The organism is Marivirga sp., from assembly GCF_024636815.1.
Lineage (GTDB): Bacteria > Bacteroidota > Bacteroidia > Cytophagales > Cyclobacteriaceae > Marivirga.
In genome coordinates, this window is record NZ_JAGXGF010000128.1 from 1 (window position 1) to 26,015 (window position 26,015).

18 protein-coding genes are annotated in these 26,015 nt (G+C 36.0%); 4 read left to right on the top strand and 14 right to left on the bottom strand.

The features are described from left to right. Positions 1-1,007, top strand: a 1,007-nt coding sequence (locus tag Q0L29_RS09660; RefSeq protein WP_296621186.1) for a T9SS type A sorting domain-containing protein, incomplete at its 5' end; no start/stop codon positions are given. A gap of 53 nt (positions 1,008-1,060) precedes the next feature. Here the strand turns inward: Q0L29_RS09660 and Q0L29_RS09665 are convergent. From Q0L29_RS09665 to Q0L29_RS09695, 7 genes are all read right to left on the bottom strand, one after another. Continuing rightward, entirely contained in the window at positions 1,061-2,398 is a 1,338-nt protein-coding gene (locus Q0L29_RS09665) for a DUF2254 domain-containing protein (protein WP_296621188.1), read from the bottom strand. Beyond that, a complete protein-coding gene (locus tag Q0L29_RS09670) occupies positions 2,395-3,303 on the bottom strand; it encodes a mechanosensitive ion channel domain-containing protein (protein WP_296621189.1) in 909 nt (302 codons plus the stop codon). The genes Q0L29_RS09665 and Q0L29_RS09670 overlap by 4 nt, the downstream gene beginning before the upstream one ends. 119 nt (positions 3,304-3,422) lie before the next feature. Next, positions 3,423-4,400 carry an NAD(P)H-quinone oxidoreductase gene (locus Q0L29_RS09675; protein WP_296621191.1) on the bottom strand — a complete coding sequence of 326 codons (978 nt, stop codon included), beginning with the start codon at positions 4,398-4,400 and terminating at the stop codon, positions 3,423-3,425. 227 nt (positions 4,401-4,627) lie between these two features. Continuing rightward, positions 4,628-6,964, bottom strand: coding sequence for a BamA/TamA family outer membrane protein (locus tag Q0L29_RS09680; RefSeq protein ID WP_296621192.1), 2,337 nt, complete (start codon positions 6,962-6,964; stop codon positions 4,628-4,630). Further along, positions 6,934-11,883 (bottom strand): translocation/assembly module TamB domain-containing protein, encoded by a 4,950-nt coding sequence (locus Q0L29_RS09685; protein ID WP_296621194.1) that lies wholly within the window; start codon positions 11,881-11,883, stop codon positions 6,934-6,936. Before Q0L29_RS09685 ends, Q0L29_RS09680 begins: the two co-directional genes overlap by 31 nt. A 449-nt stretch (positions 11,884-12,332) precedes the next feature. Further along, the gene (locus tag Q0L29_RS09690; RefSeq protein ID WP_296621196.1) at positions 12,333-12,689 is read right to left on the bottom strand and encodes a transcriptional regulator; all 357 of its coding nucleotides are present in this window, start codon (positions 12,687-12,689) and stop codon (positions 12,333-12,335) included. A gap of 1 nt (position 12,690) precedes the next feature. Beyond that, entirely contained in the window at positions 12,691-12,984 is a 294-nt protein-coding gene (locus Q0L29_RS09695) for a type II toxin-antitoxin system HigB family toxin (protein ID WP_296621198.1), read from the bottom strand. A gap of 173 nt (positions 12,985-13,157) precedes the next feature. Here Q0L29_RS09695 and Q0L29_RS09700 point away from each other — a divergent pair, with 173 nt between their 5' ends. Then, positions 13,158-14,357, top strand: a complete 1,200-nt coding sequence (locus tag Q0L29_RS09700) for a beta-ketoacyl synthase N-terminal-like domain-containing protein (protein WP_296621200.1) — start codon at positions 13,158-13,160, stop codon at positions 14,355-14,357. Positions 14,358-14,486: 129 nt separating this feature from the next. Here Q0L29_RS09700 and Q0L29_RS09705 read toward each other — a convergent pair whose 3' ends face one another. The 4 genes from Q0L29_RS09705 to Q0L29_RS09720 all read right to left on the bottom strand — a co-directional run bounded on the left by Q0L29_RS09705 (position 14,487) and on the right by Q0L29_RS09720 (position 18,839). Further along, the gene (locus Q0L29_RS09705) at positions 14,487-15,008 is read right to left on the bottom strand and encodes a DUF6557 family protein (protein ID WP_296621202.1); all 522 of its coding nucleotides are present in this window, start codon (positions 15,006-15,008) and stop codon (positions 14,487-14,489) included. Between the two features lie 107 nt (positions 15,009-15,115). Further along, on the bottom strand, positions 15,116-16,168 hold the full coding sequence (locus tag Q0L29_RS09710) for a chemotaxis protein CheB (protein ID WP_296621203.1): 1,053 nt from the start codon (positions 16,166-16,168) through the stop codon (positions 15,116-15,118). Positions 16,169-16,309: 141 nt separating this feature from the next. After that, entirely contained in the window at positions 16,310-18,154 is a 1,845-nt protein-coding gene (locus Q0L29_RS09715) for a cystathionine beta-synthase (protein ID WP_296621205.1), read from the bottom strand. A 121-nt stretch (positions 18,155-18,275) separates the two neighbouring features. Continuing rightward, entirely contained in the window at positions 18,276-18,839 is a 564-nt protein-coding gene (locus Q0L29_RS09720) for a transposase (RefSeq protein WP_296621207.1), read from the bottom strand. Between the two features lie 125 nt (positions 18,840-18,964). Here Q0L29_RS09720 and Q0L29_RS09725 point away from each other — a divergent pair, with 125 nt between their 5' ends. Beyond that, the gene (locus Q0L29_RS09725) at positions 18,965-23,455 is read left to right on the top strand and encodes an ATP-binding cassette domain-containing protein (RefSeq protein WP_296621209.1); all 4,491 of its coding nucleotides are present in this window, start codon (positions 18,965-18,967) and stop codon (positions 23,453-23,455) included. Between the two features lie 176 nt (positions 23,456-23,631). Here Q0L29_RS09725 and Q0L29_RS09730 read toward each other — a convergent pair whose 3' ends face one another. The 3 genes from Q0L29_RS09730 to Q0L29_RS09740 form a co-directional block, all read right to left on the bottom strand. Further along, the gene (locus Q0L29_RS09730) at positions 23,632-23,868 is read right to left on the bottom strand and encodes a type II toxin-antitoxin system RelE/ParE family toxin (RefSeq protein WP_296621211.1); all 237 of its coding nucleotides are present in this window, start codon (positions 23,866-23,868) and stop codon (positions 23,632-23,634) included. Then, on the bottom strand, positions 23,862-24,098 hold the full coding sequence (locus Q0L29_RS09735; protein WP_296621213.1) for a hypothetical protein: 237 nt from the start codon (positions 24,096-24,098) through the stop codon (positions 23,862-23,864). Before Q0L29_RS09735 ends, Q0L29_RS09730 begins: the two co-directional genes overlap by 7 nt. 180 nt (positions 24,099-24,278) lie before the next feature. After that, the gene (locus Q0L29_RS09740) at positions 24,279-25,010 is read right to left on the bottom strand and encodes an SGNH/GDSL hydrolase family protein (protein ID WP_296621215.1); all 732 of its coding nucleotides are present in this window, start codon (positions 25,008-25,010) and stop codon (positions 24,279-24,281) included. Between the two features lie 385 nt (positions 25,011-25,395). On the opposite strand from Q0L29_RS09740, the gene Q0L29_RS09745 reads away from it, so the two are divergent. Further along, positions 25,396-25,767, top strand: a complete 372-nt coding sequence (locus Q0L29_RS09745; protein WP_296621219.1) for a hypothetical protein — start codon at positions 25,396-25,398, stop codon at positions 25,765-25,767. Positions 25,768-26,015 lie beyond the last annotated feature (248 nt).

Genomic DNA, 26,015 nt, shown 5'->3' on the forward strand with positions numbered 1-26,015 from the left:
GGCGCGCACCAAAAACGGATTACCCTGATAAGAATGTGGCTGACCAACAAACAGAACCTTCGTCCCTCTGGAGAGCTTATCAGGATGTAATTGCCACTAGAAATACCCAACAAGCTTTAAGAACAGGAAATTACAGTACTATAACTTCAATTGACAACTCTATTTTTAGCTTCATCAGACAAGAAAATGCAGAGCAGATTATTGTGGTTACCAATTTGACTGGTGACAGTAAAAGTAATGTCTCATTGAATTTAGCTAGCTCTAATTTAATTGCTGGAAGTTATCAGTTGGTAGATTTACTGAGTGGAAATCAAATGAATTTTACTGTCAATTCTGGTGGTAGCTTCAATATGGACATAGTAGAAATGGAGGCTCATTCAACTCATATTTATAAATTGATGACAGCAGAACAAAGCAAGTCATCAGTTGAATTGATGGTGGATATGAATGAACTAATCGAGCAAGAAGGTTTCAACCCAGATACTGAATCAGTGATTTTAATTTCCAGTGAAAATGCCATGGGTGCTGAGGAACAAACATTACTTGATGAAGATGGTGATGGTATTTTCACTCTTGCGTTAGCAAATATTGGTATTGGATCTTCTATTGATTTCAAATTTGGAATTAATGAAGTTGAGAATGGAAGAGAAGAATTTCCAAATAGTGGTAAACTTCGGGCTTATCGAGTGAAAGAAGGCGAAAATCAAGTGTTAAATACTTATAATCAATTGACGTCAGCCATAACAGCTGTAAATAAAGATTTTAAAAATGAATTGAAACTAAAAATCTATCCAAATCCAGCACAAAAGCATATCAATATTGATGGTTCGGATTTTTCACAAGCAACGTATCAAATTATTGACATAAAAGGCTTAGTTAAATCGAGCGGTAAGCTTGATAATAATAATTATCAAATCTCCATTAATGACCTAAATTCAGGTTTATATTTTATTCAAGTGATTACTGACAAGCAAATTATAAGCAAAAGGTTTGTGGTAAGGAAATAACTTTCCTACAATTAATATTGATACCGCTTTTAGAAAGCACAAAACTTCTGTTATCAGAGTAGCTGGAACTGTTGCGGATTTGTGAGCTTCATATTGATTTGATTAATAATTTTGTTGAGCTCTTCTCTGTCAAGTTTATTTTCAAATTGACCTTCACAGGAATTAATTGTGCTAAATATAAAATCATAGATTTCCTTATAATATAATTTCTTCTCCCTATCTACTTCAAGCATTTTTTCTAAGCTTGCTAAAAGCTGAAGCATAACCCGTACATCCTCTCGTCCATAATTTCTGATGGGTGTGAAATTTCGATATAGGATGTCCTCAAAAGTAATAGGCATTAAATAAACACATATATTATCATCCTTATCTTTTATAAAAACTTGTTGTCTTATTAGCATGAGTTGAATAAACAATTCAGCTAATAAATCTATGGCTCTGATAGCAGTTCCGGGATCATTTATACCAGGGCTTAATGCTTTGACTGCTATTTCAGATATTTGTCCAAAACCGAATGAAAAGTGATCGTTGATATGTTCTTCAGTATAAAGTGTAAAGCATGCTAATAGGGCTTCATTTTGCTCTTCATTCAATTCTTTGTTAGTGAGTACAAAAGGATAATGTTCTACAAGGTAAGTGCCCGTTTGAATTTCCATTTTAACCTTTACTTCATTTTCTGCACAAAAGGTGGATAAACTTTGAGAAGAAATTCTTTTTAAAAACCCTGATTTGGAAGCTTTTTGTTTATGCCAATCTTTAAAATTTGGTTTTTGGTCTTTAAAGGGATTTTTCTTTTCAATATCCTCTTCTTTAAAATCAGATTCTGTGATAGCCTTGTAAGTGCTTTTTTTAAGATCGTTTAAAATATTATCTACCTGAATTTTTTCTGAGATAGAATGGATAAAATAAACGAAAAGCCCCAGGCAAATAAATGAAAGTATCATACTAAGCAAGATCCCTAAAGAAGGCACTTGAAATTCTCTATTGGGAGCATCAATATTAACTATAAGCAATAAACTGAAAATGATAGTGCCCAAATAAATACCCAAAACCATTTGGTGAAAACGGTTGGAAATTAGTCCAGGAAGCACCCTTGGAGATAATGTAGCTGTAGCTCTGTTTAACACTACCATTACCATAGAAAAACTAAAAACCATTAAGGAAATTATACTACCAACTATGGTTCCCAGAATTAGTCTGGCATTATCAGAATTGTTAACTAACGAAATTGATAATTCTTTTTTTAGATCAATTAGATATTTGGAGTACTCTACCTGGATAATAAATAATGAAAGAACAAGAAAAAATATCGACAGCAAAGTTGGATAAAATGCTATACTATTAATTACTCTTAGATATAGCTTTTGCAAATCTGCTATCCATTTTCTCATAATTTATTTTTATTAGCGTCTATAAATGATTCAAAATTTTTGATGTTTATGGGTATTGGATTGTTCTCTTGGTAAATTTTAAGCTCGAAAATATCTGCCGGCATACCAAAACCATTTTCAATAAGGGCTTCTACAATTTCTTGCATCACTTGACTTTTTAAAACGTATATTGACCCAAGGAAATCATGCGTATTAATCCAAAAAAATATTTTAAGGTTTATAGTACTCGAAGCAAATTTTTCAATGGTTACAAAAGGTTCTAAACCTTTAATTGAAGTTATATTTTCCTGAGTGTCAAGGGTGGAAAGTATAAGTTTTGTTGCCTCATTAATATTTATATTATAATCCATCCCAATTACAAACTCATGGCGCATCAAGCCATCTTTGGTATAATTGGTCAAAGGATTTTTTATTAATAGAGCATTGGGTACATAAATATCTCGTCCATCAAAAGTGCGGATGTGTGTATTCCGAAGAGTCATTTCCTTCACTTTACCTACTAAAGAATTTATTTCTATTATATCTCCACTACTAAAAGGCCTGCTAAATGCTAAAAAGAACCCGGCAAGGAAATTTTCGCCCAGATCTTTAAAAGCAAATCCTAAAATTAAAGCCGAAACTCCTGCACCAGCAAGCAAGCCTCCTGCAGCATTTCCCAAGCCTACTTGTTTTAGGAAAACCACTATTCCTATGATAGAAAATATCAGTAAAACCGCTCTTCCTATGAAAACTAATAGTATTCTGTCCTGAACTTTTTTCTTAAGACGATTTTCTATTAATCTCCTGATAAATACACCAATAAAGATGAAGAATAGCAATAGGGCAAAGCCAAGCGTAATTTCAGGTGTTTTCTCAAGGATATTTTCCCAATAGGACTGAAAAGTGGAGATAAATCTTTCTTTCATATTTTAGCAATAACGTGCTTTAAACTTAAAAGCTACATAAAGCTTTTAGAATTATAAAACCATTGAATTTAAAGCACCTAATTTTAGTATGTAATATGTCTTGATTAATTTAGAATCTACTATTCAAGCGTAAGAATAATTTTTCCAATATGCTCACTACTTTCCATTAGTTCATGTGCTTTGGAAGCTTCTGCTAAAGGAAATGTTTTATAAATTACAGGTTTAATCTCTCCTGTTTCAATTTTTGGCCAAATATGTTTTAAGAGATTTTTGGCAATTGCTCCCTTAAACTCAGCAGAACGAGCCCTCAAGGTAGAACCTGTAATGGTCAACCTTTTCACCATCACCTTTTTCATATTGAGAGTAGATTCTGCATTTTTCATTGCATTGATGATAACTAATCTACCTTCTTGATTTAGAATATTAATATTTTTGACAGTATAATCTCCGCCTACCATATCCAGGATCACATCTACTCCTTCTTTTTTTTCTTTGAGGTGTTCTTCAAAATCCTGAGTTTTATAATTAATGGCTAAATCAGCGCCTAATTTAATAGCACAATCACATTTCTCTTGTGTGCCTGCTGTGGTAAAAACTTTTCCCCCCATACTTTTCACCATTTGAATGGCCGTTACCCCTATGCCTGAAGTTCCCCCATGCACTAAAAAACTTTCGTCTTTTTGAAATCTTCCTCTATCAAATACATTAGACCAAACTGTGAAAAATGTTTCTGGAAGAGAGGCTCCTTCTACAAAACTCAGTCCTTTTGGAATTGGTAAACACTGTTCTGATGGAGCAGTAACTTCTGAAGCATAACCTCCCCCTGCCACCAAAGCACAAACTTTATCTCCTTCTTTCCATTGCTTTACCTCTTTTCCAACTTCTTTAATAATACCTGCCACTTCTAATCCGGGAATATCATCAGGCGCACCTTCCGGAGCAGGATAACCCCCCATTCTTTGAAAAACATCTGGTCTGTTTACACCAGCAGCTTTTACTTCTATTAAAACTTTATCTGCCTTAACTTTTGGGCTTTCTCTTTCTTCCAATTGGATTACTTCTGGCCCGCCTGTGTTTTTGATTATAATTGCTTGCATTTTTATAGTTTTAAGTCGTAAGTAATAAGTCGTAGGTTATAAGTAAAAGCAAGGAGTGCAAGGAAAATATCTCACAATGGACTTCTATTTATTTATACAATATTTTAATATTGTGATGCCACAAGTCTGCCCTATTTGGGGGATTAAGGGGGCTTTCCGGTCTGACCTTCGGTACTTACCTCTACACTTTTATGCCTCATCACCTAAATACTTCAACACCTCGTCACCTAAAAAGGATACCCTATCCCAAAATTCCAATTGATGTTTTGCTGTCTCCAGCTTTTATCTCCCAGTTCGAAACTGTCCTGCCATTGAAAGCCATTTTCACCAGGCTTGCGAAGTGGTGTGGCTACATCCAATCTGATCACAAAAAATTCAATATCTACTCTTAAGCCAACACCAGAACCTATTGCCACTTCATTGATCCAATTGGAAGTAAATTTGCCGTTTCGGCCATCAGCATTTCTCAGCCATACATTTCCAGCATCTGTGAAAACAGCTCCTTTCAAAAAGGAAATTATTGGAAAACGATATTCCAGATTGGCTTCAATCTTAATATCTCCTGCCTGATCAAAAAAGCTTGTCCCATCTGTTTGATCTTCAGGTTGATAATTACCGGGGCCCAAACTTCTAATACGGAATGCACGAACTGAATTTGGCCCACCTGAGAAATACTGTTTTGAATAAGGTAAACTGACTGAATTTCCATAAGGCAAACCAATACCTGCAAAAACCCTACTGACTAATCTGCTTTCTTTTCCTATATTTTGGTAGTTTCGAATGTCAAAATCAAAGCGGGAAAACTGCGCATAACTTTGCCCCCAGAATTTTTTATTATCACCTGTAACACCCCCAATATTTTGTGCTAAAGCCAAAGCATTTCCGGCAAAATCGGCATTAAAAGCAAAGTAAAAGCGATTTCTTTTAATATTCCTCACTAGCTGACTCCATTGAAAGCTATAGGATAAACCAGGAATAAATTGCTGTTCAAAGCTTCGCGCTAGAAATGGGTTTCCTTCCAATAGCTTTAAAAATGCCTCACTTTCATTTCCAATATTAATATAGTTAATGGAAACAGGGTTTAAGTTGTGGGTAACAAAAATATTAGGATTCCATTCGAAACCATAAATCGCTAAAAAGGAATTGAGATTAAACCACTGAGAGCGATTGAGTAAATCATAGGATAATTTGAATTTGGTTTTAGGAATGGAGTACCGAAATCTTTCCTCTATCGGAAATGGAGTAACCATTCTTGGTATTATCAATTCTGCAGCTACTCCAGTCTCAATACTGTTCAAACCCGTGGAAATATTACCACTATTAAGCTGCGCTTCATAACCAATCTTGCTGGATATCCTTAAAGCTTCTCCACCTTTAAATAAGTTTCTATTTAGATATTCAAAATTCAAAGTTGGGCCTACAAAATTATTAGATTTACTTACTACCTGTAGTTCCGAACGAAACGAACGTTTTTTCAAAGGAGATAAATAAATATTGGCAGTTAATTGTCCCTTGCCATTTTCCAGTAAACTATCTTCTACATATCGAATGTTCACAAAGCGGTAGGTTTTCAAAGAATTTAACCTTTTGCTCGTATAGCTTTCATTTTCAGGGCTGTAATGTTCTCCTTCCTGAATAAAAAGATAAGGGTAAAGTCGATCAGGTCTAAAAAACACCTCTGATTGAATGAATTCTACCTCATTTAAAACTGTAGTATCTGCTTTTTTACCTCCTTGGGAAGTGTCCAATGAATATTTTGGAAATACGTGAATGTCCTTAATTTCAAAAGGTACAAGCGCAAGTTTGGAGGCTTCATCTTTTATTCGAAGCTCCATAACTGCTTCATTTTGTTTTGGCGTATTAAGCGTATCTGCTTCAAAAAGCAAATTATTGGAAGTGAAATAATAGTAGCCGTCCTTTTTTAGGAAGTCAGATATATCGTTTCTGGTTTTTTTTAATTTTTCAAGTGAAAAAGGATCTCCTTTTTTGATTGGTGTCTCCTTGTCAAGATAATTTTGAATGAGGCTGTCCACTATATATTCGCCTACTTGTTGGTAATAAATAGAATCAATATGCAAGCGATTACCTGGGGTTATTTCATATTCAATATAGCCTGTTTTCTGATTTTCTATGATCTCATAATTAATATGACTGTCGAAATAGCCCAAATTTTCCATTCGGTTTTTCATCAATTTTCTCACACTATTGGTATTAACCTTTTCCAGTAATATTGGCTGTTCTCCAATTTTTTTATTGACCCATTTTGCATAGAATCCGGCATTATCATTTTTTACTTTTTGGTGTGCCCATAAGCCTATGCGCATTCCTGCAATTTTTTTATTAGGCTCTGGATTGTTTACTTTCTCCAATCCTCTTAATAATTCCTTTTTGTATTTAATTTTTTCAGCATCCTTAATTTTAAGTTCACCACCCAAATAAAGTCTTTCTCCTTCTTGCAAATGTTTAGTAGTATTGCAAGAGTAAAAAGCTCCCCCCAATATGCTTATCAATATGATATGTAGAAGAATCTTTCTCACTTCTTGTCCTCCTCTGTTTTTTGCCAAAGATCATTGAACTTCTCAAATTCTTTACTGAATTGAATTGATATTCCTGTAACCACTACTTGTCCTTCAAGTAAGCCTTCATATTCATTTTTTCTGTAACCCCTCAGTTTGTATCTTCCGTCTTCCGTCAATAAATATTCGACCATAATATTTCCAATTATGTCAGTGGCTTGCTGCTGAGTCCTTTGCTGTCCTTCCAAATCTACCTGGCTACCTACTTCCACTCTAAAGCGGTCATTAAATAAATTTTTGCTCAAACTCATCTCTAGTTGGGTTCTGTCTTGTGGTGTCCCGCTTTGATAATCTTCATAAGAGTTTAAGTCTAAATTAAGGTTTACGCCTTTCACATATTGACTGCTCAATTTGTTCAACTGATTGCTTAAAATCTGACTTGCACTGTTTCTTGCAATCGCTTCGGAATTTGGCCCTCCATTACTACTTCCACTTGGGAAAAATTGATTTAATACTAATAGAGAAAATACTTGTTTATTCAATCTGGTTTCATTGGTGTTAATTGCTTGAACTTGTTGATAAATATTCCCACCTAATGCTCCACGGCTTGCTTCCGGCATATCTAAGCCAAAGGAAATCTCAGGCTTGCTTAAATTACCGTCCACGAAAAGTTGAACATAAAATGGCAATTTTTGACGGTATTGGGTTTGCACTGAGGAGGACGCGGAAGAAATTTGGTCTTGCATTAAAGTATTCACAGGGGTTTCTGTTTTATATAAAGCAGTAATATCCAAGGCAGCTTCATAAGGATTACCTGACCAGCTGATTCTACTACCCGGCTGAATTTCAAATCTTCTTTTCACTAAATCATACAAGCTCAATTGATAATAACCTTTATTTACCTCCACATTTCCATTCAAGCTGATGGCTCCATTTTTTCTCATAGTTAAATTCAAATCTGTATCACCCGAAACGGTTAAATAATCACCTCTTTTCTCATCTACTATCACTTTAAAATTAGCATTTTTATCAGTGTTGATAATGGCATTCAATTCCATACCATCAATATCAGCGCTCCTTTTTAATTCCGAATCAGAGGAAGGAATAGTATCAGAAGCTTGATATGGTTTCGTGAAAGTCACAATACCTTCCTGCTCAACTACATCTATTCGCATTTCAGGTATAACATAAGTCAAATCGGTTTTTTCAGTTAAGCCCACTCTAGCCTGAATTATCGGCTGGTCAAGACTTCCTTTCCATTCAATATCGGCATTGAAAAATGCCTTACCGAAGAACAAATCACTTTCATCTTTAGTAGTGTTTAGCAATTGAAAATTCTCTGCTGTCAGTCGTAAATCAAATTTTGGATTGAGCAAATCTTTGGTTGTGACCACTCCATTCAGTTTCATCTTGCTATTCTGTTCATCCAAAAGAGTGAAATTATTGAGCTTAATCACTTCACTTTTTAAATTGATTACTTCATCTGGCAATTTATATGCCATATTAAGATAAGGGAAGAAAAGAGAGGCCTCTTGAAAGGTAAGCCTACCATCATAAATAAAATCTTCGGTGTTTCCACTGAAATTAAAATGCCCGGCTAAATTTCCACTAGCTTCCTTTATCAAACCATTGGAAAAACTTGTTAAAAAGGGAAGTGAAACACTGTCCATATCCAGTTCAAAATCAAATTCAGGGATTTCAGGATTATTATCGAACCAGCCCTTACTTCTAAAACTTACTTCTCCCTTAGAAGAGAGATTGAATCCATATCGATTTTCCGATTCTTGTTCTGCATTGAGGCTTAAATTTCCCACTTCTTCATCAAAAATGTTTAAACTATCGATTTTTAGGGAAGCTGAAAAAGCCATTAGGTTTTGTAAGTTTTCCAGTTTGATTCCGCCCTTTATAGTTCCTTTTGTAGGACTTTCTTCTGCATTGATGATAGCGAAGAAATTTTCAAGTCTAAAATTCTCAAAATTCAACTGAAGTGAAGTAATGTTGTTTTCAAATGCAGTTTTCACTTCAAAAAGTTGCTTATTTCGCTCAAAAATCATGTTTTGAATCTGAAGAGTAGCCGTGTCAAAGTATATTCTGTTTTCAGGGTGCATATTCCAGTCTTTTGCATTCAGAATAAGATTTTTAGGCTCAAGCGACCAAAATAATGAGTCTTGCTTTCTTTCAGCAATGGCATCTACATGAAAAAGGCTATCTGCTTGCGAATCTTCAACAAAGAAATTAAATAGAGCTCTATTAGGAGTTATATCTGCTCTCAAAATAGTCGGATAAATACTCAAAGCGCCAGAGGTGATTCGTTGAAAGTTAGTGTTTACATGAAATTCTTCTTCCGAATTATTAATGCTCAAGTTTAAGCTATCCAAATTAATATCCTGATATTGAAATTGCGGTACTGTAAGTTTGAAATCTACTATCTCTTCTGAGCTATTGTAATTTCCTATTGCATTAATTGGTTTAAAGCTTATGTCCAATGGAAGAAAATCCATTAAATTTTGACTTTCTTTCGCCAATAATGAAAAGGAAAGCCGCATAGGTCTGTCAGTAGTATCTACTTCAAAAATCTTAGCCTTTTGAAGCTTAGAAGCCTCTAAATCTGCAAAAACGAGTTTATCAAAGCCGTGATTCATATTTAGGTCAAAGGCAATATTTTCCCAATTTAATTGAACACTAGAACTATCTTCGGAATTGTACGCTTTTAAATCTAAAGGAGTAAAAGAGATGCTTTCAATAGCACTGGTTAGCTTGGTTTCTGATAGATATAGCTTGAAAGATTGATGTAAGGTGTCTAATTCAACATTGACCTTAGCTTTAGTAGAAGCCCAAACGGCACTGTCTGAAATATTGAATGCCAATAAATCAAGCATTTTGATATCAGCATTTAGATTAATCTTTTGTTGAATGGAATCAATATTTCCCGTAGCAGTGAGAACAAACTCAGCTATGGAATCTGAATAATTACTGCTGAATTCTAACTGGCTTTTCACCAAAGAAGCAGACATATTGATGGTATCGAATGGGTTTGCCATATAACTGAAATTCCTTATGCTGACCGCGGCTTGCGTATTCATTTCTTCAGGCTTCAACCCTTTACCATTGATGACTAAGTCAAGGTCTGCCGTATTAAAGCGTAGGCTGTCTTGCAACCATTTTGCTAGTTCCAAATCTGATAATTTGATATTTGCCTGATAGCTTTCGGGCTCATTGGAATTGAAATTTCCTTTGGCTTTAATTCGGCTTTTATTATCTAATATGGCCAATAAATCTGCTTTAATCTTTCCTTTATTATAGTTTCCATTTCCGCTTAAATTAACTTTTTGAGGATAATATTCAGGATAATCTTTCGGCATGAAATATGAAAAATCAGAGACATTACTTTTCAACTCTAAATTTTCAAAAGAAGCAGATAAGTTTTCAAAATCTTCCCAGTTTTTGAGGTTAGCTCTTAAAGCAATAGTGGTTTTCTTTCCATATAAAATACGGAATTGCTGTAAATTTATATTTTTGTCATCTCCACTGATTTTGCCGTACAGCTTTGCTGGATATTTTGATAATGCCATTAAACTTGTATCTGATTTTAATTCAGGCGAGAAATAGAAAGCATCTTTTAAACTTAAAGTGGTAGGCAATTTCAAATCCAGATTGAATTGTGTTTTATAAAAGCTTCCAGCAAATAATGAATCGATGGAAGCAAAATCAATACTTGCATTAGAATTCAAAATGGAGTTGGTGGTTTCTACTTTCAAATTCTTTAATCCTGCTGATTTAGCATTGAAGTTTACAGCTCCACTTAACTCTTTTAACTGGAAATTTTTGCTGTCTTGAGCTGAAAAACTTAAATTTTCTATACCCAAATCTTCAGCTAAATATTTAGCATTTTCTAACTTAAGCTTGATGTCCTGAAACTGCATATTATCAGGATTGAAACCTGCTGAAGTATTGATTTTCCCAGCAGATTTTATGTCCAAATCTGCCAGTTCAAAATTAAAAGTGTGCAGCTTTATACTATATTCAGGGAACTCAAAAGGAGAAGATGGACTATCAGTTTTTTGCTGTACAGAATCTGAAGCAACTGGCAGTGTCATTCTAAAATGGCTAATATTATTTTCAAAATAATCTAACTCAATATTATTTTTAGCCAAATCTACATTTGCGTTCTTTATATTTAATAAATCAATGAGCGTGCTTAATTGCAAACTATCAAAAAGGGTCTTGTATCTCAAATCAATATTATTCAAGTTAAGTTTTTGAACTTGAATTTTTGGCAAAGTACTTTCTGTAGTGTCTTCTTCTGCAGGCGGAAAAGCTAATCCTTGCGAATAGTCAGCTTTGACATTTTGCAGGATAAATTCTTCAATATCAAAATGCATACTGTCCAAATCGAATACATCAAATGAAAGCTCGAGTTCATTCAATTTCAGATTGGTTTTCATTTTCACACTGATATCCTGAAAGCTCAAGTCAATATTTTCCAAAAGGATATGGCGAACATTGATAGTAGTGGAGGAAGTAGTATCCGTTTTGCTAACTTCCTTTTGTGTATTGGTAGAATCAGCATTTGCAAAAGCATCAATCAAAAACTGAAAATTGTAACTGCTATCAACGGAATTATTATGGACTTTACCAGTAATACCAATTAGCTCTAAATCTTTTACATCCACATTTCCATCCAAAAGTGGTTTCCAAGCAACATCTACTAAAATGGAAGAGGCATAAATTAGTGTGTCTTTATTTGTGTCTTCGGCATAAAGCCCTTCTATTTGGGCTTCCCCTAGGAAAGTGATGTAAAGGCGGTCGATTTCAAATTTGGTTTGTGTTTTCTCGCTTACAAAGTTAGTGGCATAATTGGTGATTTTTTGCTGAACTACAGGCAATCGGAGAGAAAGTATAGCCGCAACTAGGAGCAATAGAATGCTACCCAAAATGATTAATATGACTTTGCCTGTTTTCTTCAAATTTATTTCGAATGCACAATTTTAATGACATCTATAGTTTTATCCTAACGGAAGAGCTAGAGATAGGATTTTATTGGGGGATATAATTTTGGATATTTAGAAAAGTGGTTGTTAGTAGCCGAATTATTTCTCATCTTCCTTTGTGCCATTGGCACCCCTTTGGGGTAAAGAGGATGACTAAATTTTCGCATCTGTAATGCGAATGCTATTGTTAAATTAGTAAAAAGCATTCTATTCGAGTTAAAAACTCTTTAATTAAGAAATCCTATTGACAAACGAGGACTAGCTAACTACTTTGCGTTGAGCCATTGGAGATTTCTTTTCATAATTTGATCTTGAGAGATTAAATTTCCATCTTTTACATCTCGCTCACTCATTTTCAGCATTGACTTTTGTTCGACAGTTAGCACTTCAATTTCAGATTCATTCACATTAATAAAATTTAATTTCTAATATTTAGTCAGCAAAGATTCATATGGGATTTTCAATTTGTCATGCAGATTTCGAATCATTTTAAGGGTTAATTTTCTTTTTCGACTTAATATTTCTGAAGCACGGCTTTTATATCCTATTATTTCAGCCAAATCCTTATTCTTCATTCCCATTTGTTCCATTCTAAATTTAATAGCTTCAATTGGGTCTGGAGCTTCAATAGGATAATGCTCGTCTTCATATTTCTCTATCAATATAGAAAGCACTTCCGCTTCATCGCCCTTTTTTGTATCAGCTGGAGCATGAAATATTTCTTCAAGTCTTTTTAATGCTTGATTGTAATCACTTTCATTTTTTATTGCTTTTATATTCATATTAAATTGTATTTGCATCAATTTTATCATAGTCTGAATGTGTTCCAATAAATCTTATAAATACCCATTGTCTTAAATAGTTGATGTCAACTACCAACCTATACTTGTTGCCACAAATGTAAAAAACCACCCTTCCACCTTTAAGTATACTAGCTCTTGCATAGTCTTCTTTAATGTTAGATGGGTTATTCCAGGAAGCTTTTGAGGCTTCTTTATACCAGGTTTTTAACTGCTCTTCTGTTTCGGCATGGTTTTCCCAGAATTCACGAAGAATCTTTTTAGCGAGAACCCTCATTTCTTCTATTGTTTACTGTAAAGTTAAATAATAAGTTCCCAAAAGGGTAATTTTATTTAATATTTCTCTTATTAAAATAAAAATTAACTGCCTCCAGCAATTCAATCTATTTATAGCTAATCAAGTCAATGTTTCTTCCATACTTTTATTAACTTGACATAAAAGAAAAAGAAATGGATTTAGGTGTAAATATAATAGGGGCTTATCATTCTTCATTTGGCAAATTAGAAGGCGAGACTTTATACACGCTTTATGAAAAAGCAGCTAAAGGAGCTATAAATGATGCAGCAATTGAAGCCTCTGCTATTGATGGCGTGTTTGTAGGGAATTACAGTGGCGGAGCTTTCAATCGGCAGGAAAACATCGCTTCTTTTGGTGTTAATGCTATTCCTGAGCTGCGCCACAAGCCCATGTATAGAACCGAAACAGCCTGTTCATCAGGTTCTTCTGCTATCCACATGGCTATTATGGCGATAAAAGCGGGTATGATGAAACGCGTTTTGGTGGTTGGGATAGAGAAAATGACGGATTTGGATATTGCAGGAGTCACGGAAGCTTTGGCCTTAGCCACTTACTGGCCAGAAGAAGGAAGTAAATCCGTAACGGCTCCTTGCATGTTTGCAGATTTAGCTAAAGGATGGATGAAACATTACAATTATTCAGAAGAGCAGCTTCGACCTTGGTTAGCCAAAATTTCGGCTAAAGCTTATTCAAATGCGGCTGAAAATCCATTAGCCCAACTTCAAAAGCCTAAATCTGCAGAAGATATTCTATCACTTCCCGATGAAAAGAATCCTATAATTTATCAGCCTCTACGATTACATGATTGTTCGCTGGTTTCTGATGGTGCAGCGGCTTTAGTGCTTGAAGATGCTAGTATAAGCAGCGGAAAATCAGTAGCCATCAAAAGCTTTTACAGCGCAGCTGATTATTTGGATAGCTTTGGAAAAAATAAATCCGATTATTTTCTGGAAGGTGCAGCTTTTGCAGTTGATAAAGCATTAAAAAGCGCTGGTCTTTCCATTGAAGATATCAGTCTGGCAGAAGTACATGATTGCTTTACCATAACTGAGCTCTTATTATATAGTGCCATGGGAATTGCTCCGGCAGGCCGAGAGTTTGAAGCCCTGGAAAGTGGCAAAGTCTATCCAGATGGAAAATCACCAATAAATTTGTCTGGCGGGTTAAAAGCTAAAGGCCATCCAATTGGTGCAACAGGAGTTGGGATGCATGCCTACATTTATAAACAATTGATGCAAGAAGCCTGGGGATATCAAATGAAAGATGCTCAGTTTGGCATGGTGGTGAATATAGGTGGTTCGGGTACGAGTAATGCGGTTTCTGTTTTAGCCCCCTTTTCAGCCAGAGGCTGACCAGCCTTTGGCTGGAATTCTCCCAATGGGAAATTTCTCACAGAATTACTTTAGCAGGAAACAAGAATTTTTATCACTTCTATTTTCTTACATATGCAGCATATAGGCAAAGTTATAGTTGTGATCTATCTATTCTTCAAGACGTTTCTTTAATTCTTCAAATGATATTGTTTTCTGCTTTTTCACTTGATTATTTAAATTTTGAAATTCTTCTAGTGTATTTTCAAGTGATTTACGTTCCTCTTGAATTTCGGCTTCATCATATCCTATGAATGTCATCTCGTATAGGCAATGGCTAATTATCTCCAATTCAGAAAAATTCCTTAAAGTATCTGGCGCTATATCCATACCAAGCCACTTCTTCCATTCTGTAAATTCAATTGCATAGGATATTATATTTCCATACTCATCTTTAGTGTCATCTTGTCCCGAAATGTCAATATATGTGTTTAACGCATATTCATTTTCAAAGTCGCAATCTTCTTCGGACAATACTATTCGCATCTTATTTTCTTTAGGATTTAGACTTTTTAAATTTTCAAAAACGCTTCTGTATGCGTGAATTAATCTTTTCTGATCAGGATACAGCTGGAGCAGCGTAAGCTCTATGCTAAGCCAATTATTAGAATTTATTATGTTGAATAGTTTCATTTTTTTATCTTTTTTTCAATTTAAGTACCTTTCTCTGGTTCAAAAGAAGGGTTTATAGTATGAGAGTCATTACCTATTTATGGTCTTAGCCATCTTTATTATGTTCTCTAGCTAGGCATATCATCCCCGCCTTCATTCTCACCTGTTTTCAAAATTGCTCTAATTCTGTCAATATGAGTTTGTGACATTTTTACCCTCTCCTGGGCTGTTTTAGACCCAACGCCTTGATTTCCCCTGGCCATTTCAGTTAGTAGGTTTTTATTTTCCTCAAACATCCGTAAAGCAGTCCACATCGTCTCTTCAATCTTTTTTGTTTGTTCGGCTAAAAGGGAAGCTTCAGTGTAGGCATGTCCGGTATGGCATCGAAACCGCGAATCATCATCTTTTCCTACTTTCCATAAAACACCACCACAACCCGGACAATTAAAAGGAACCTGATCACCCAGTTTATTTACAGATGATAAATCACTTAACACGCGTTCAGCAATTTTAGCCTCAATTAGAATATCTTCTGGAATAGCTTGTCGCTTTTCTCCATGGGAATCCTTTTGAGAAGATTTTTGTGAAATTATTTTGCTGATCAAGGCACCCATTTCAGCTATAGATAGGCAATAATCAACCTTAATGTTATTCAGTGCATTTCTCGGCATATCCGGATATTCCGCTTCTTCCGGATCCTGCACAATGCAAGTCCCACCGCATTTTTTAATAGCTTTCATACCAGAGGTTCCATCATCAAGATAACCTGTTAGCAATATGCCGATGACGCCAGCTCCAAAGGCTACGGCAGCTGATCGAAATAAGGGATCGATAGCTGGTCGTGACCTGTTTTCATGAGCTCCTTTGGTCACAAGCATTTTCCGATCTGATCCAATCAACAGATGATGATCTGATGGCGCGAGGTATGCGGTTCCCGGCTTTAGTTCATTTCCACTTTTAGCATGCTCACATTTTAGGGTGTCTAGTTTATTAAGCTCATCTAAAAGTATATTTCCAATAGCGTCAGGAGAAATATGTTTCACAATCAAAACCGGAAGGGGGAAGTCTTTGGGAAGTTGACTTAGTAGTTCTTTTAATGCATCTAGCCCTCCTGCGGAAGTTCCTATTACTACTACTTGAGAATTTTCAGCCTTATTGGTTTTATTACTTTCCTTCATCATCAAAAACTATTAAATTAAGTGTCAAATCTGTTGATTTTGATCAACTCTTAATTTCTCTTACGTTTTTAAATGAATTCTGATTAAATATTAGCCTAAAGTCACGATTTAATTGTAATAAGAACTTCTAATCCACCACTGCATTCAAATTTGTTCTACGAAATCCGAAAACACTTTTTTATGCAATTCAAGATCCAAATTAGGAGATACTGATACTCTGGCGATATAATCCTTATCATCTTCTTTGGTAGTTCCCTGAGTAGATGTAGCAGGAATCGTCCAGTAGCAGCCTTTTAGCTGACCATAGCTCACACAATATTTACTTTCCTCAGGGATTTCATTGATCATCATATTAATCAACTTGAGATTTAAAGCTCTCTTATAGTTTTCTCTTTCTTCATGTGTATCCCCTTTGGTAGGAAGATCTAAAGAAAAGACAGAAGGAGTGAAGCCTTGCTCTGCTAATTCCTCTGAAACAAAATTGATCTTGGCTGTTGGTAAAACTTCCTTGATGTGATTTACAAATTCTCTGGTGTTTTTGTAAGCATCTGCAATTCTTTGATTCATCGAAGGCAATTGCTCGGCTAGTATTTCTGTTTGAAGATCGGTAGCCTCATTATCGCAAAGCCCTAGATGCTTTTCTATATTTTTCATCAATTCGGCTGCTTTTTGATTTGATGAAACATAACCTGCTGTACATTTTCCACCGCTAGGGAACTTTGATCCACTTACATATGATATCACACGAATATCAGAAAGTATTCCTTCCTCGCTTAAAAAATGTATGTTCGGACAAAAAGTTTGATCTAAAATAAAAACCGGATCAATTGCCTTCTCACCAGTTGAGGTTTTTCGTTCTTTACTTAAAACAGCTCTTAACTTGTCCAGATTCGGAACTTCTACTCTGGGATTAGTTGGAATTTCAGCAATGATGTAGGGCAAAGCGTTTTCTTTGGATACCTGATCCAACACCTGATCAGTGCTCTGCACCATATCATTATCACCATCTACTGGCAAGTCTAAGATTTCTACATTTGGGATACAAGCCGCGACCCTTCTTGCCTGGTCATTTGTTCCACCATAGCAATTAGGTGGCACTATAATTTTAATTTCTTTACCCGGGTGCTTTTCCAAGGCCTCTTCCACTAAACCCATCATGATTGCATATTGAACAGAAAGACCACAATTACCCAATAAAGCTTTTGTATCAGCGTCTGTAACTTTTTTAATAGATTCTAAAACGGAAGCTTTATTTGCTTCGAATTTAACCTTGTCTTGTTTGGTGGGTGCTTGACCTTGCAATAATTGCAGAGCAGCAAAACAATTTTGAGGCGTCATGCTAATCGTTTCTCTTCTTCGAACATGCTGAATCGCAGAAATATAAGATTCATTTTCCTCAGCATTTACCAATAAGATACTTCCAAATTGACTGTGCATGCTAAGATAAAAATCAATTTTTTCGTTTAGCGTTACTTTGCCTATTTCATCATTTTGCGAAATAAAAATAGTGCTGCCTTCAAAAGCACTTACCTCCTCTACATTGTCAATTTGTTTCAACTCAAAATTGTAGTTGTAGACAGTCTTTACAGTTTCCAAATCAAAATAAGCTGGTAACTCGCCTGTATATAGAATTTGTGTGTTCTTATTATCAAATAGATTTTTTCGTAAAACTGCTAAAATAGGAGCTGTTCTTGATGAAAAACTGATGACCTGATCAGCTTTTAGATTGTTGAGCTTAGCAATTCCCCATTCCAATACAGAGGAAAGTGGATGCCCTAATCGAATATAGTCATAAGCAGTGGGCAGTTCGCTTAGCTTAGATGAATCAGCATCATCCTGAGCATATAGCTTTTCAAAGCGCTCCAAAAATTCCGTTTTGGCTAAGTCTTCTTTGTAAATATCCAATCGATGAGTGGTGAGTTTCAACCAATCAGAGGGTACATTTTTTACTACATTATCTATATAATTCAGGGCTTTGCTATCATTCATTACCTTCTTTTGTTTTTAGATGCTTCCGTATAATACTCGTGTTATAAATAGATGTTGTCCTAATTTGTTTTTTGGGTTCACAAAAGTAAAACAATTTGTAGAGACGCGATGCATCGCGTCTCTACAAATTGTTAAACGTATCATCCCGCCAATTTCGCGGATTATTTTTTATGTATTCTGAAATGCGAATAAATGATTGATGATCACGGATTATATGGTCATGAAAACGTCCCTGCCATCCAAAATCAGGATTAATTAATCGTGCACCAACGGTCACACCCGATTTAAAACCCCGAATAATGGATCCCAAATTTTTTGATTGTGGTCCGAATGTAGAGACGCGATGCATCGCGTCTCTACCGCGCCCATTCGTACCACGATCCGTCCCAAACGTATTATATCGATTTTCACCAATCCCAATAATACCATGAAAATGATTGGGCATTACAATATATTCACCCATAAACAAATTCATATCGGGTCGTATTTCAAATGTTTTTTCCCATTCTGATTCAACAATTTTTCCGACATCATTTAAAAACATTTCACCGTTTCTAATATTACCGAAAAAACATTCTCTATTTTTTGTGCAAATGGTCACAAAATATTTTGCATTGCTGGCGTAATCCCAATTTTGTAATCGAGCAGATTCTATGCGGTATTTGTCTTTGAATTTGTCGGGCATGGTTGAATCGTTTGTTTTATCTATAAATTAAATTGTAATTTCGTAAAAAATTGGTGGACACGCAATACATGTAAAGACGCAATGCATTGCGTCTTTACACATGATCATTACAAAAATTAAATCAAATGCGCATAACAAACGCCCACCAAAACAACCTCAAAAACATTAATCTCACCATTCCCGAAAACCAATTAATTGTGGTGACAGGTTTATCGGGTTCGGGAAAATCATCATTGGCGATGGGCGTGATTGCAAATGAAGGATACCGCTATTTTTTGGAGAGCCTGCCTGCTTATGGGCAACAGAATGGGCAATTAATACCCACAGCTGAAGTGGATGACATTCAGGATTTGCCTCCTGTGATTAAGGTGGAACAATCGAAACGCTTCCAATCTATCAATGCCACTTTTGGTACGCTATCTGAGCTGACGGCTATCTTCAGAATTCTATTTGCTCGCTATTCAGCCAAAGAAACTATGAGCAAGTCGCTCTTTTCTTTCAATCATCCAAAAGGGGCCTGCGAGCAATGCCATGGTATTGGTCAGGCGGAATATATTGACCTTTACAAATTGATCGGAGATGAAAACAAAACCTTGCGGGAAGGCGCTATCACCACCACCTTACCCGGTGGCTATATCGTCTATTCTCAGGTAACCGTGGAGGAATTGAATAAAGTATGCAAAGCACACGGATTTAGTGTGGATATTCCTTGGAAAGACCTCACAGATAAACAAAAAGATGTGATTTTAAATGGAAGTGATCGCATTAAAGTTTTTTATGGAAAACATGATTTAGAGTCTCGGCTTAGATGGGAAGGCTTCAAAGCTAAGCCGCGTGAAGAGCATTTTTATCAAGGAATCCTTTCTGTAATGAAAGATATCCTAAAACGTGATCGGAATAAAAACATTCTCAAATTTGTCAGCTCTGAAACTTGTCCTGATTGTAAGGGAGCACGGATCAAAGCGGAGCATCTGAAGTATCAATGGAAAGGCATGAACTTTCAAGCATGGATGGAACGTCCTTTGAATGACCTATATGATAGACTAAAAGCTCAAGACCTTTCAACAGGCGAAAAAGTATTGGTGGATAAGATTTGTACTCAATGGTTCGATCTGATCCGATTGGGAATGGGAGAATATAAACTGAGTACGCCAAGCACTGATATTTCTTCCGGTGATGCACAGCGTATCAAATTGATAAAGCAGGTTAACAGTAGCCTGCAAGGAATTTTATATGTATTTGATGAACCTTCAATTGGTTTATCTGAAGACTATCAAATCTATTTACGCCATATCCTGAAGCGATTGATTGGCCGAGGCAATACCGTAATGGTAGTGGAGCATGACCTCAATTTTATCCAATCTGCAGATTGGATAGTCGAATTAGGTCCAGGAGCAGGTATTCATGGAGGCGAAATTGTTTTTAATGGATCCATCAAGGACTTTTTAAATGCCAAAGATCTTTCCAGTCCAACAGTAAAGGAACTAAAAGCTTCCAATACAGCACCTACTACCCAGCCCAAAAAAGAATCGGCAGCTGCTTTTCAACCCAAGCGAAAAGCCTTGACGGTAGTAAGCAGAAAAACGCCTCAATTTGTTGAAAACATTAGCAATTTTTGTGAAAAAGAAGAGCTGAATCTCCTTACAGTATCGGATCAACCGATTGGCAAAACACCTCGAAGCAATCCTTCCACTTATACAGGCTTGGCCGATAAAATACGTGACTTACTCGCCAAAACATCTGAGGCGAAATCCTTAAAATTGGCAAAAGGTGCTTTTTCATTTAATAACAAAAGTGGAAGATGTGAAAATTGCGAAGGAGCGGGAGTTATCACACTTTCCATGAATGTGATGGGAACAATTAACCAGATTTGTCCGGTATGTAATGGAAAGCGGTTTAAGCCTGAGGTACTCAAGGTACATTGGAATTATAAAAACATAGCCGACATGTATAACCTAAGCATAGAAGAAGCTTATGAGTTCTTCTCTGAGGAAAAGCAAATCACCGCTATAGTATCTTTAATGCTGCAATTGGGACTCGGGTATATCAAATTGGGTCAACCCTCCAACACCTTATCCGGTGGTGAAGCACAACGCATAAAATTGACTAAGCATTTCGCCAAGCAATCAAAAAAGACACTTTTATTGCTGGAAGAACCCAGTATTGGATTGCACCAGCAAAATGTGAGGCAGCTGCTTGCAGCATTACATGAATTGAAAAAACAAACGGCAGGCATTATTTGCTTTGAAAATCATCCGTTTTTTCAATCCGATTGCGATATGCTGGTGGACAATGCTATAAAACCCGAAGCTGTGGATTTGAAAGAATCTACTGTTCAGAACACGGATCAAATTTCCATTAAGGGTGCTCGAACGCATCACCTCAAAGATTTCGATATCAATCTGCCCAAAAATCAATTATCCGTGGTCACCGGAATTTCGGGTTCGGGTAAATCTTCTTTGGTGATAGACACACTGCATGGCTATGGATTACAGGAAATGACCAAACAGTTTTCCAGTTATCAACAATCAAGGGTTGGGGTCAATTTTCAATTTGAAGTGGATCATATTGAAGGCTTGACCCCCACCATTTGCATTACGCGCAAGGAAAAAAGCTATTCGGAGCGCTCCGATATTGCCAAGCAAACGGGCATAGATAAAATCTTGCGCTTTGCCTTTTCCAGAAAGGCGCAATATGAAGGCGAGGAATTATCTGCCAGTCATTTTTCTAATAATCATGAATTAGGGAAATGTGCAGTTTGTGATGGTTATGGAGAAGAATTACTGCCTGATTTGGATAAAATAGTGTTTGATCCTGACAAAAGCATTACAAGTGGATTGTTTGAGCACAATAAAGCGCTAGCGTATTACGGACAGGCGGGCAGTCAGTATATGGCGATCTTAAAAGAAGTAGGTCTGGAAAGTGGATTTAGCCTGGAAACACCTTTTAAGGAATTGACTGATCAACAAAAGGATATTATTTTTCATGGTGCGATTGAAAAAACATGGAAAGCCAATTGGAATTACAAAACCAAAACAAATCAAGGAACACAGGCCGTCAGTATGAAATGGGAAGGTCTTTTCCACCTTTTAAAAGCCGAATATTATAAGACCCGGAAGAATAAAAACATAGCACATCTCACCGCACTTTTTGCTCCTGCGGAATGTAGCCATTGCCAAGGAAGTGGATTAAAGCCGGAAAGATTAGAGTTGGAAATTGCCGGAAAGTCCATCCACCAAATCAAATCAATGGATTTTAAAAGCTTAGAAAAATGGCTTTCTGCTGATGACAAGTATGAGGAGGTAGATCAAAAACTTATTGAAAAAATAGAGCCGCTCCTTATCAATACCATTGAAAGAGCGAAACAATTGCATATTGATCACCTTCAATTGAACCGAAAATCGACTACACTTTCTGGCGGAGAAAATCAACGGGTAGCATTGATCAAACAGTTGAACAGTCCGCTCAAAGGCATCACATATTTGCTGGATGAGCCTTCTGCAGGTTTGTCAAATGACAATATCCCGGATTTGATTCAAATTCTAAAACACCTTATTGAAAAAGGTAATACCGTGATTGTGATTGAGCACAATAAAGAAATCATTTTGGCGGCTGATCAACTGGTGCAGCTGGGGCCTAAAGCCGGAAAGTTAGGAGGATATATTAATTATCAGGGAAATCCTCAAGATTTTCTGAAGGAACCGGAATGTCATCCCTTTTTGAAAGCACCATCCAACCCCATTCAACTGTCAGATGGCGAGGATCATATTGCTATCCGTAAATTGTCGAAACATACGCTTATTAAAGAGGCATTGGATGTACCGGTTGGTGGGATTACGGCCATTACAGGAAAATCAGGAATAGGGAAAACCACTTTGGTAAAAGACATTCTGATACCAAGCATTCAATCGGGCAAGCCTGTCAATTGTGAAGGTATTGAGTTTCCTAAAAACTATACTGGAGTGCATTACTTTGAGTCTAAAAAATTGAGGTCACATTCCGCCACTTTATTGGTAGATTATTTAGATCTCTTAAAGGAAATTACCAAGGTTTTTGCGAATGAAACAAGCCTAAAAGCTCAGAGCTTTTCCTATAAAACAAAAAGCAGTCAGTGCCCTAACTGCAAAGGTAAAGGTTATGTGGAAACCAGTTTGGATGTAGCCGCCAATGCAATTGAAAAATGTGAAGTTTGTAAAGGGCAACGCTATCACAAGCATATCTTGGAGCATACAGTTCGCTCAGCAACTATTGCAAACGTACTCGCATTAAATATTTTGGAGTTAAAAGATTGGTTGGAGGAGGAAAAGGCACCTGCAAAAAGTCTCGAACTCATAAACCAACTAGCCGAAATAGGTCTGGCGCATATCCGCTTAGACCAGCCTGTTCAGTCGCTTTCTTCTGGTGAAAAACAAAGGCTCCTTTTATTAAGCTGGCTACAAGACCGACCTAAAAACGTACTATTTATTTTAGATGAACCCAGCACTGGCCTGCATTACGCTGATATTGATCTGCTTTATGTTATTTTAAAAGAATTGGCCAATGAAAATGATATTCTGGTCATTGATCATAATCCGTATTTGTTGGAGATGATTGGGGTTGGGGTTGTTTTGGGGTGAGTTTGGTACTTGTATTTGTTTAGAATTTAAAAGCCATCATATATCTTTCTAGTTGTCAGGGATACACGCGAAACGCGTGCGCCAACTGACGCAAAAATTATTTCTTTTTCTTGATATTTGAGGGGTCCCTGCTTGTATGAAAAATGTCAAGGATCAAGATTGCTTTACTGGTAACCTCATATATTATAGCTCCATATTACTTTGAAGCGATAATTACCTGGTTCATTCTTTAAATTAGGTTCTTCTTCAAATTTCTCGGGAAAATCATTCAGGGACTTTGTTTGTGCTACTATTTCATTTCTGATTTTCTTAGCTATTTCAATGGATTCTGTCTTTTTAATGTAGTTATAAATACTTCTTAATGATTGTTTTGCTTCATCATCCCAGAAAATATCTAACTTTTTCTTTACCATTCCTTCATCTCTTTTTCTAGGCCATCTTGAGAGGTATATCGTCCTTCTTCTATTCTTGCTTTGGCAGATCTCCCCCGTGTCTTTAATTGATTTATAGTCATTGGTTTGCCTGGCAAAGCATAATTCTCCTGAGTATATTCTTTGGCTACAGCATAAAGCATATTTATAAGCTTAGCATCTCCTTCTTCTATAAAATGATAGAGTTCTTCTTTGATCTTAGGTGTTGCCATAATTGAGATTCTTTGAATAATAAGTAACAATTTATTCAAGCTAATCGATGGAACTGCTGTATTTCCTTAAAACGTTCCCATCATTATAATCGGCAGACAATTTCAGCATTTAGTAATTGTGTTTATTCGAATCTAGTTCAAGCGTCCAATTGGACCAATGGCTGAAAAAAGATGATTTCTTCACTCATTAATAAGTTCCAATACTCTAGGTAAAATTCTATCTGTCCAAAGAGAATACTGATAGCCACTGGGGTGCAAATCATCTTCTGCTAATGCACCCGAAGAAGCACCTAATTCACGAGAAATTGAAGTAATGTCTATAAATGGAACTTCAGCATCATTACACCTTGATTTTGCATAACTATTATACTGATCAATTTCTTTGGCTATTGTTTCACTATTAGAGCTTCCAAACGGAGTTACACCATAATCTGGAATGGATACAACAAAGACATTTCCCTTCTCTCCTGCGATTTCAATTGCGATTTGTAAAAGAGAATCAAATTCTATTTCATACAATGAAAAAGGTTTATTCTGATATTGATTATTCACACCAATTAAAAGCGACACTAAATTATAATCAGCTGAATCTATGTCATTAGATTCAATTGCTCTTATAAGGTTGCTAGTAGTCCAGCCTGTTTGTGCAATAATATCTAATTCCACCACCAAAGAAGATTCTTGCTCAATTTGTTGACTTAATTGGACCGGCCAACGAGCACTTTCTGATACGCCTTGTCCAATGGTGTAGGAATCTCCTAAGGCCAAATATCTAATCGATGGATTTTCTTTATTGGGCTCATTAATCTCAATTTCATCAACCTCAATTTCTTCTACGGAATCTCCACAGCCTGAAATTATCAGAAGAGCTGTGATTACAAAAGTTTTTACGATTAGATTTATTTGTCTCATATATTGGAAACCTTGGTAAACTATTTAAGTTTTAAAGATAAAAAACAAACTCCCATCTAATCTTTCTATCGGTAAGGACAAACGCGTGCTACAGGGGAATAGTTTTTTAGTTAAGGTATATTTCCTTTTCCAAAGTAGTTTGCGGTTTGAAGGTTTCAACCGTCTAATCACTAATCTACAAAAATGGTAGTTCCATTTATCGGTCGGTTTTAACCGTCAGACCGAGGATAAATTATTTTAGTTCATCAATCGCTCACCCATGTACAATATCCACTTCCACTTCAAAGTTTTTCTTCATTTTAAAGGACTAAAACTTTATATTTAAAGAGAATTCCAACCTATTAAATCAATAGGTTGTCTTTGAATTATATTAACCTCAAGTAAAATGAAAAGAACAGTAGCGATAATGGTAATATTGCTAAGCATCTTAGCTTGCGAACCAGAAGATTCAAAAATTTCCAAAGATTGTACTTATACCGCAACAGTTGTTGATTTGAAGGGTACGGATGGCTGTGGATTTGTTTTTAAACTTGACAATGGTGACTATTTGGAGCCTGTATGGCGATGGGGCTGGTGTGCTACTCCTCCGCTTCCGAAAGAAGCTACGGAAGACCCATTATGGGATTTTAGATTCGTAGATGGACAGCACGTACTTTTAGGCTTTGAGCCTGCAGAAGAAAAGGGAGGTATCTGTATGGCAGGAGAGAAAGTTTATATTACATGTTTGGAGGTGATTGGAGAGGTAGCTGTTGAATAAGCAACAGGTTGTTGATGAATTAAACTTTTATTTTCTCGTATCTATTTAACTCATCCAGACAAACATCGATCTGTTCTATTATGCTATACTAGAATAGCACAAGCGTCCGTGGCTGTTGCACAACTCAAATACAGCATAATTTAGACTAAGTCTATATCCTAAAAAATACACTTATATATCTGATATTCAGTTGTTTAAATGTATTTTATTTGCTATATTTTGCCATGCAAGGAAGAAAGAATTATCAA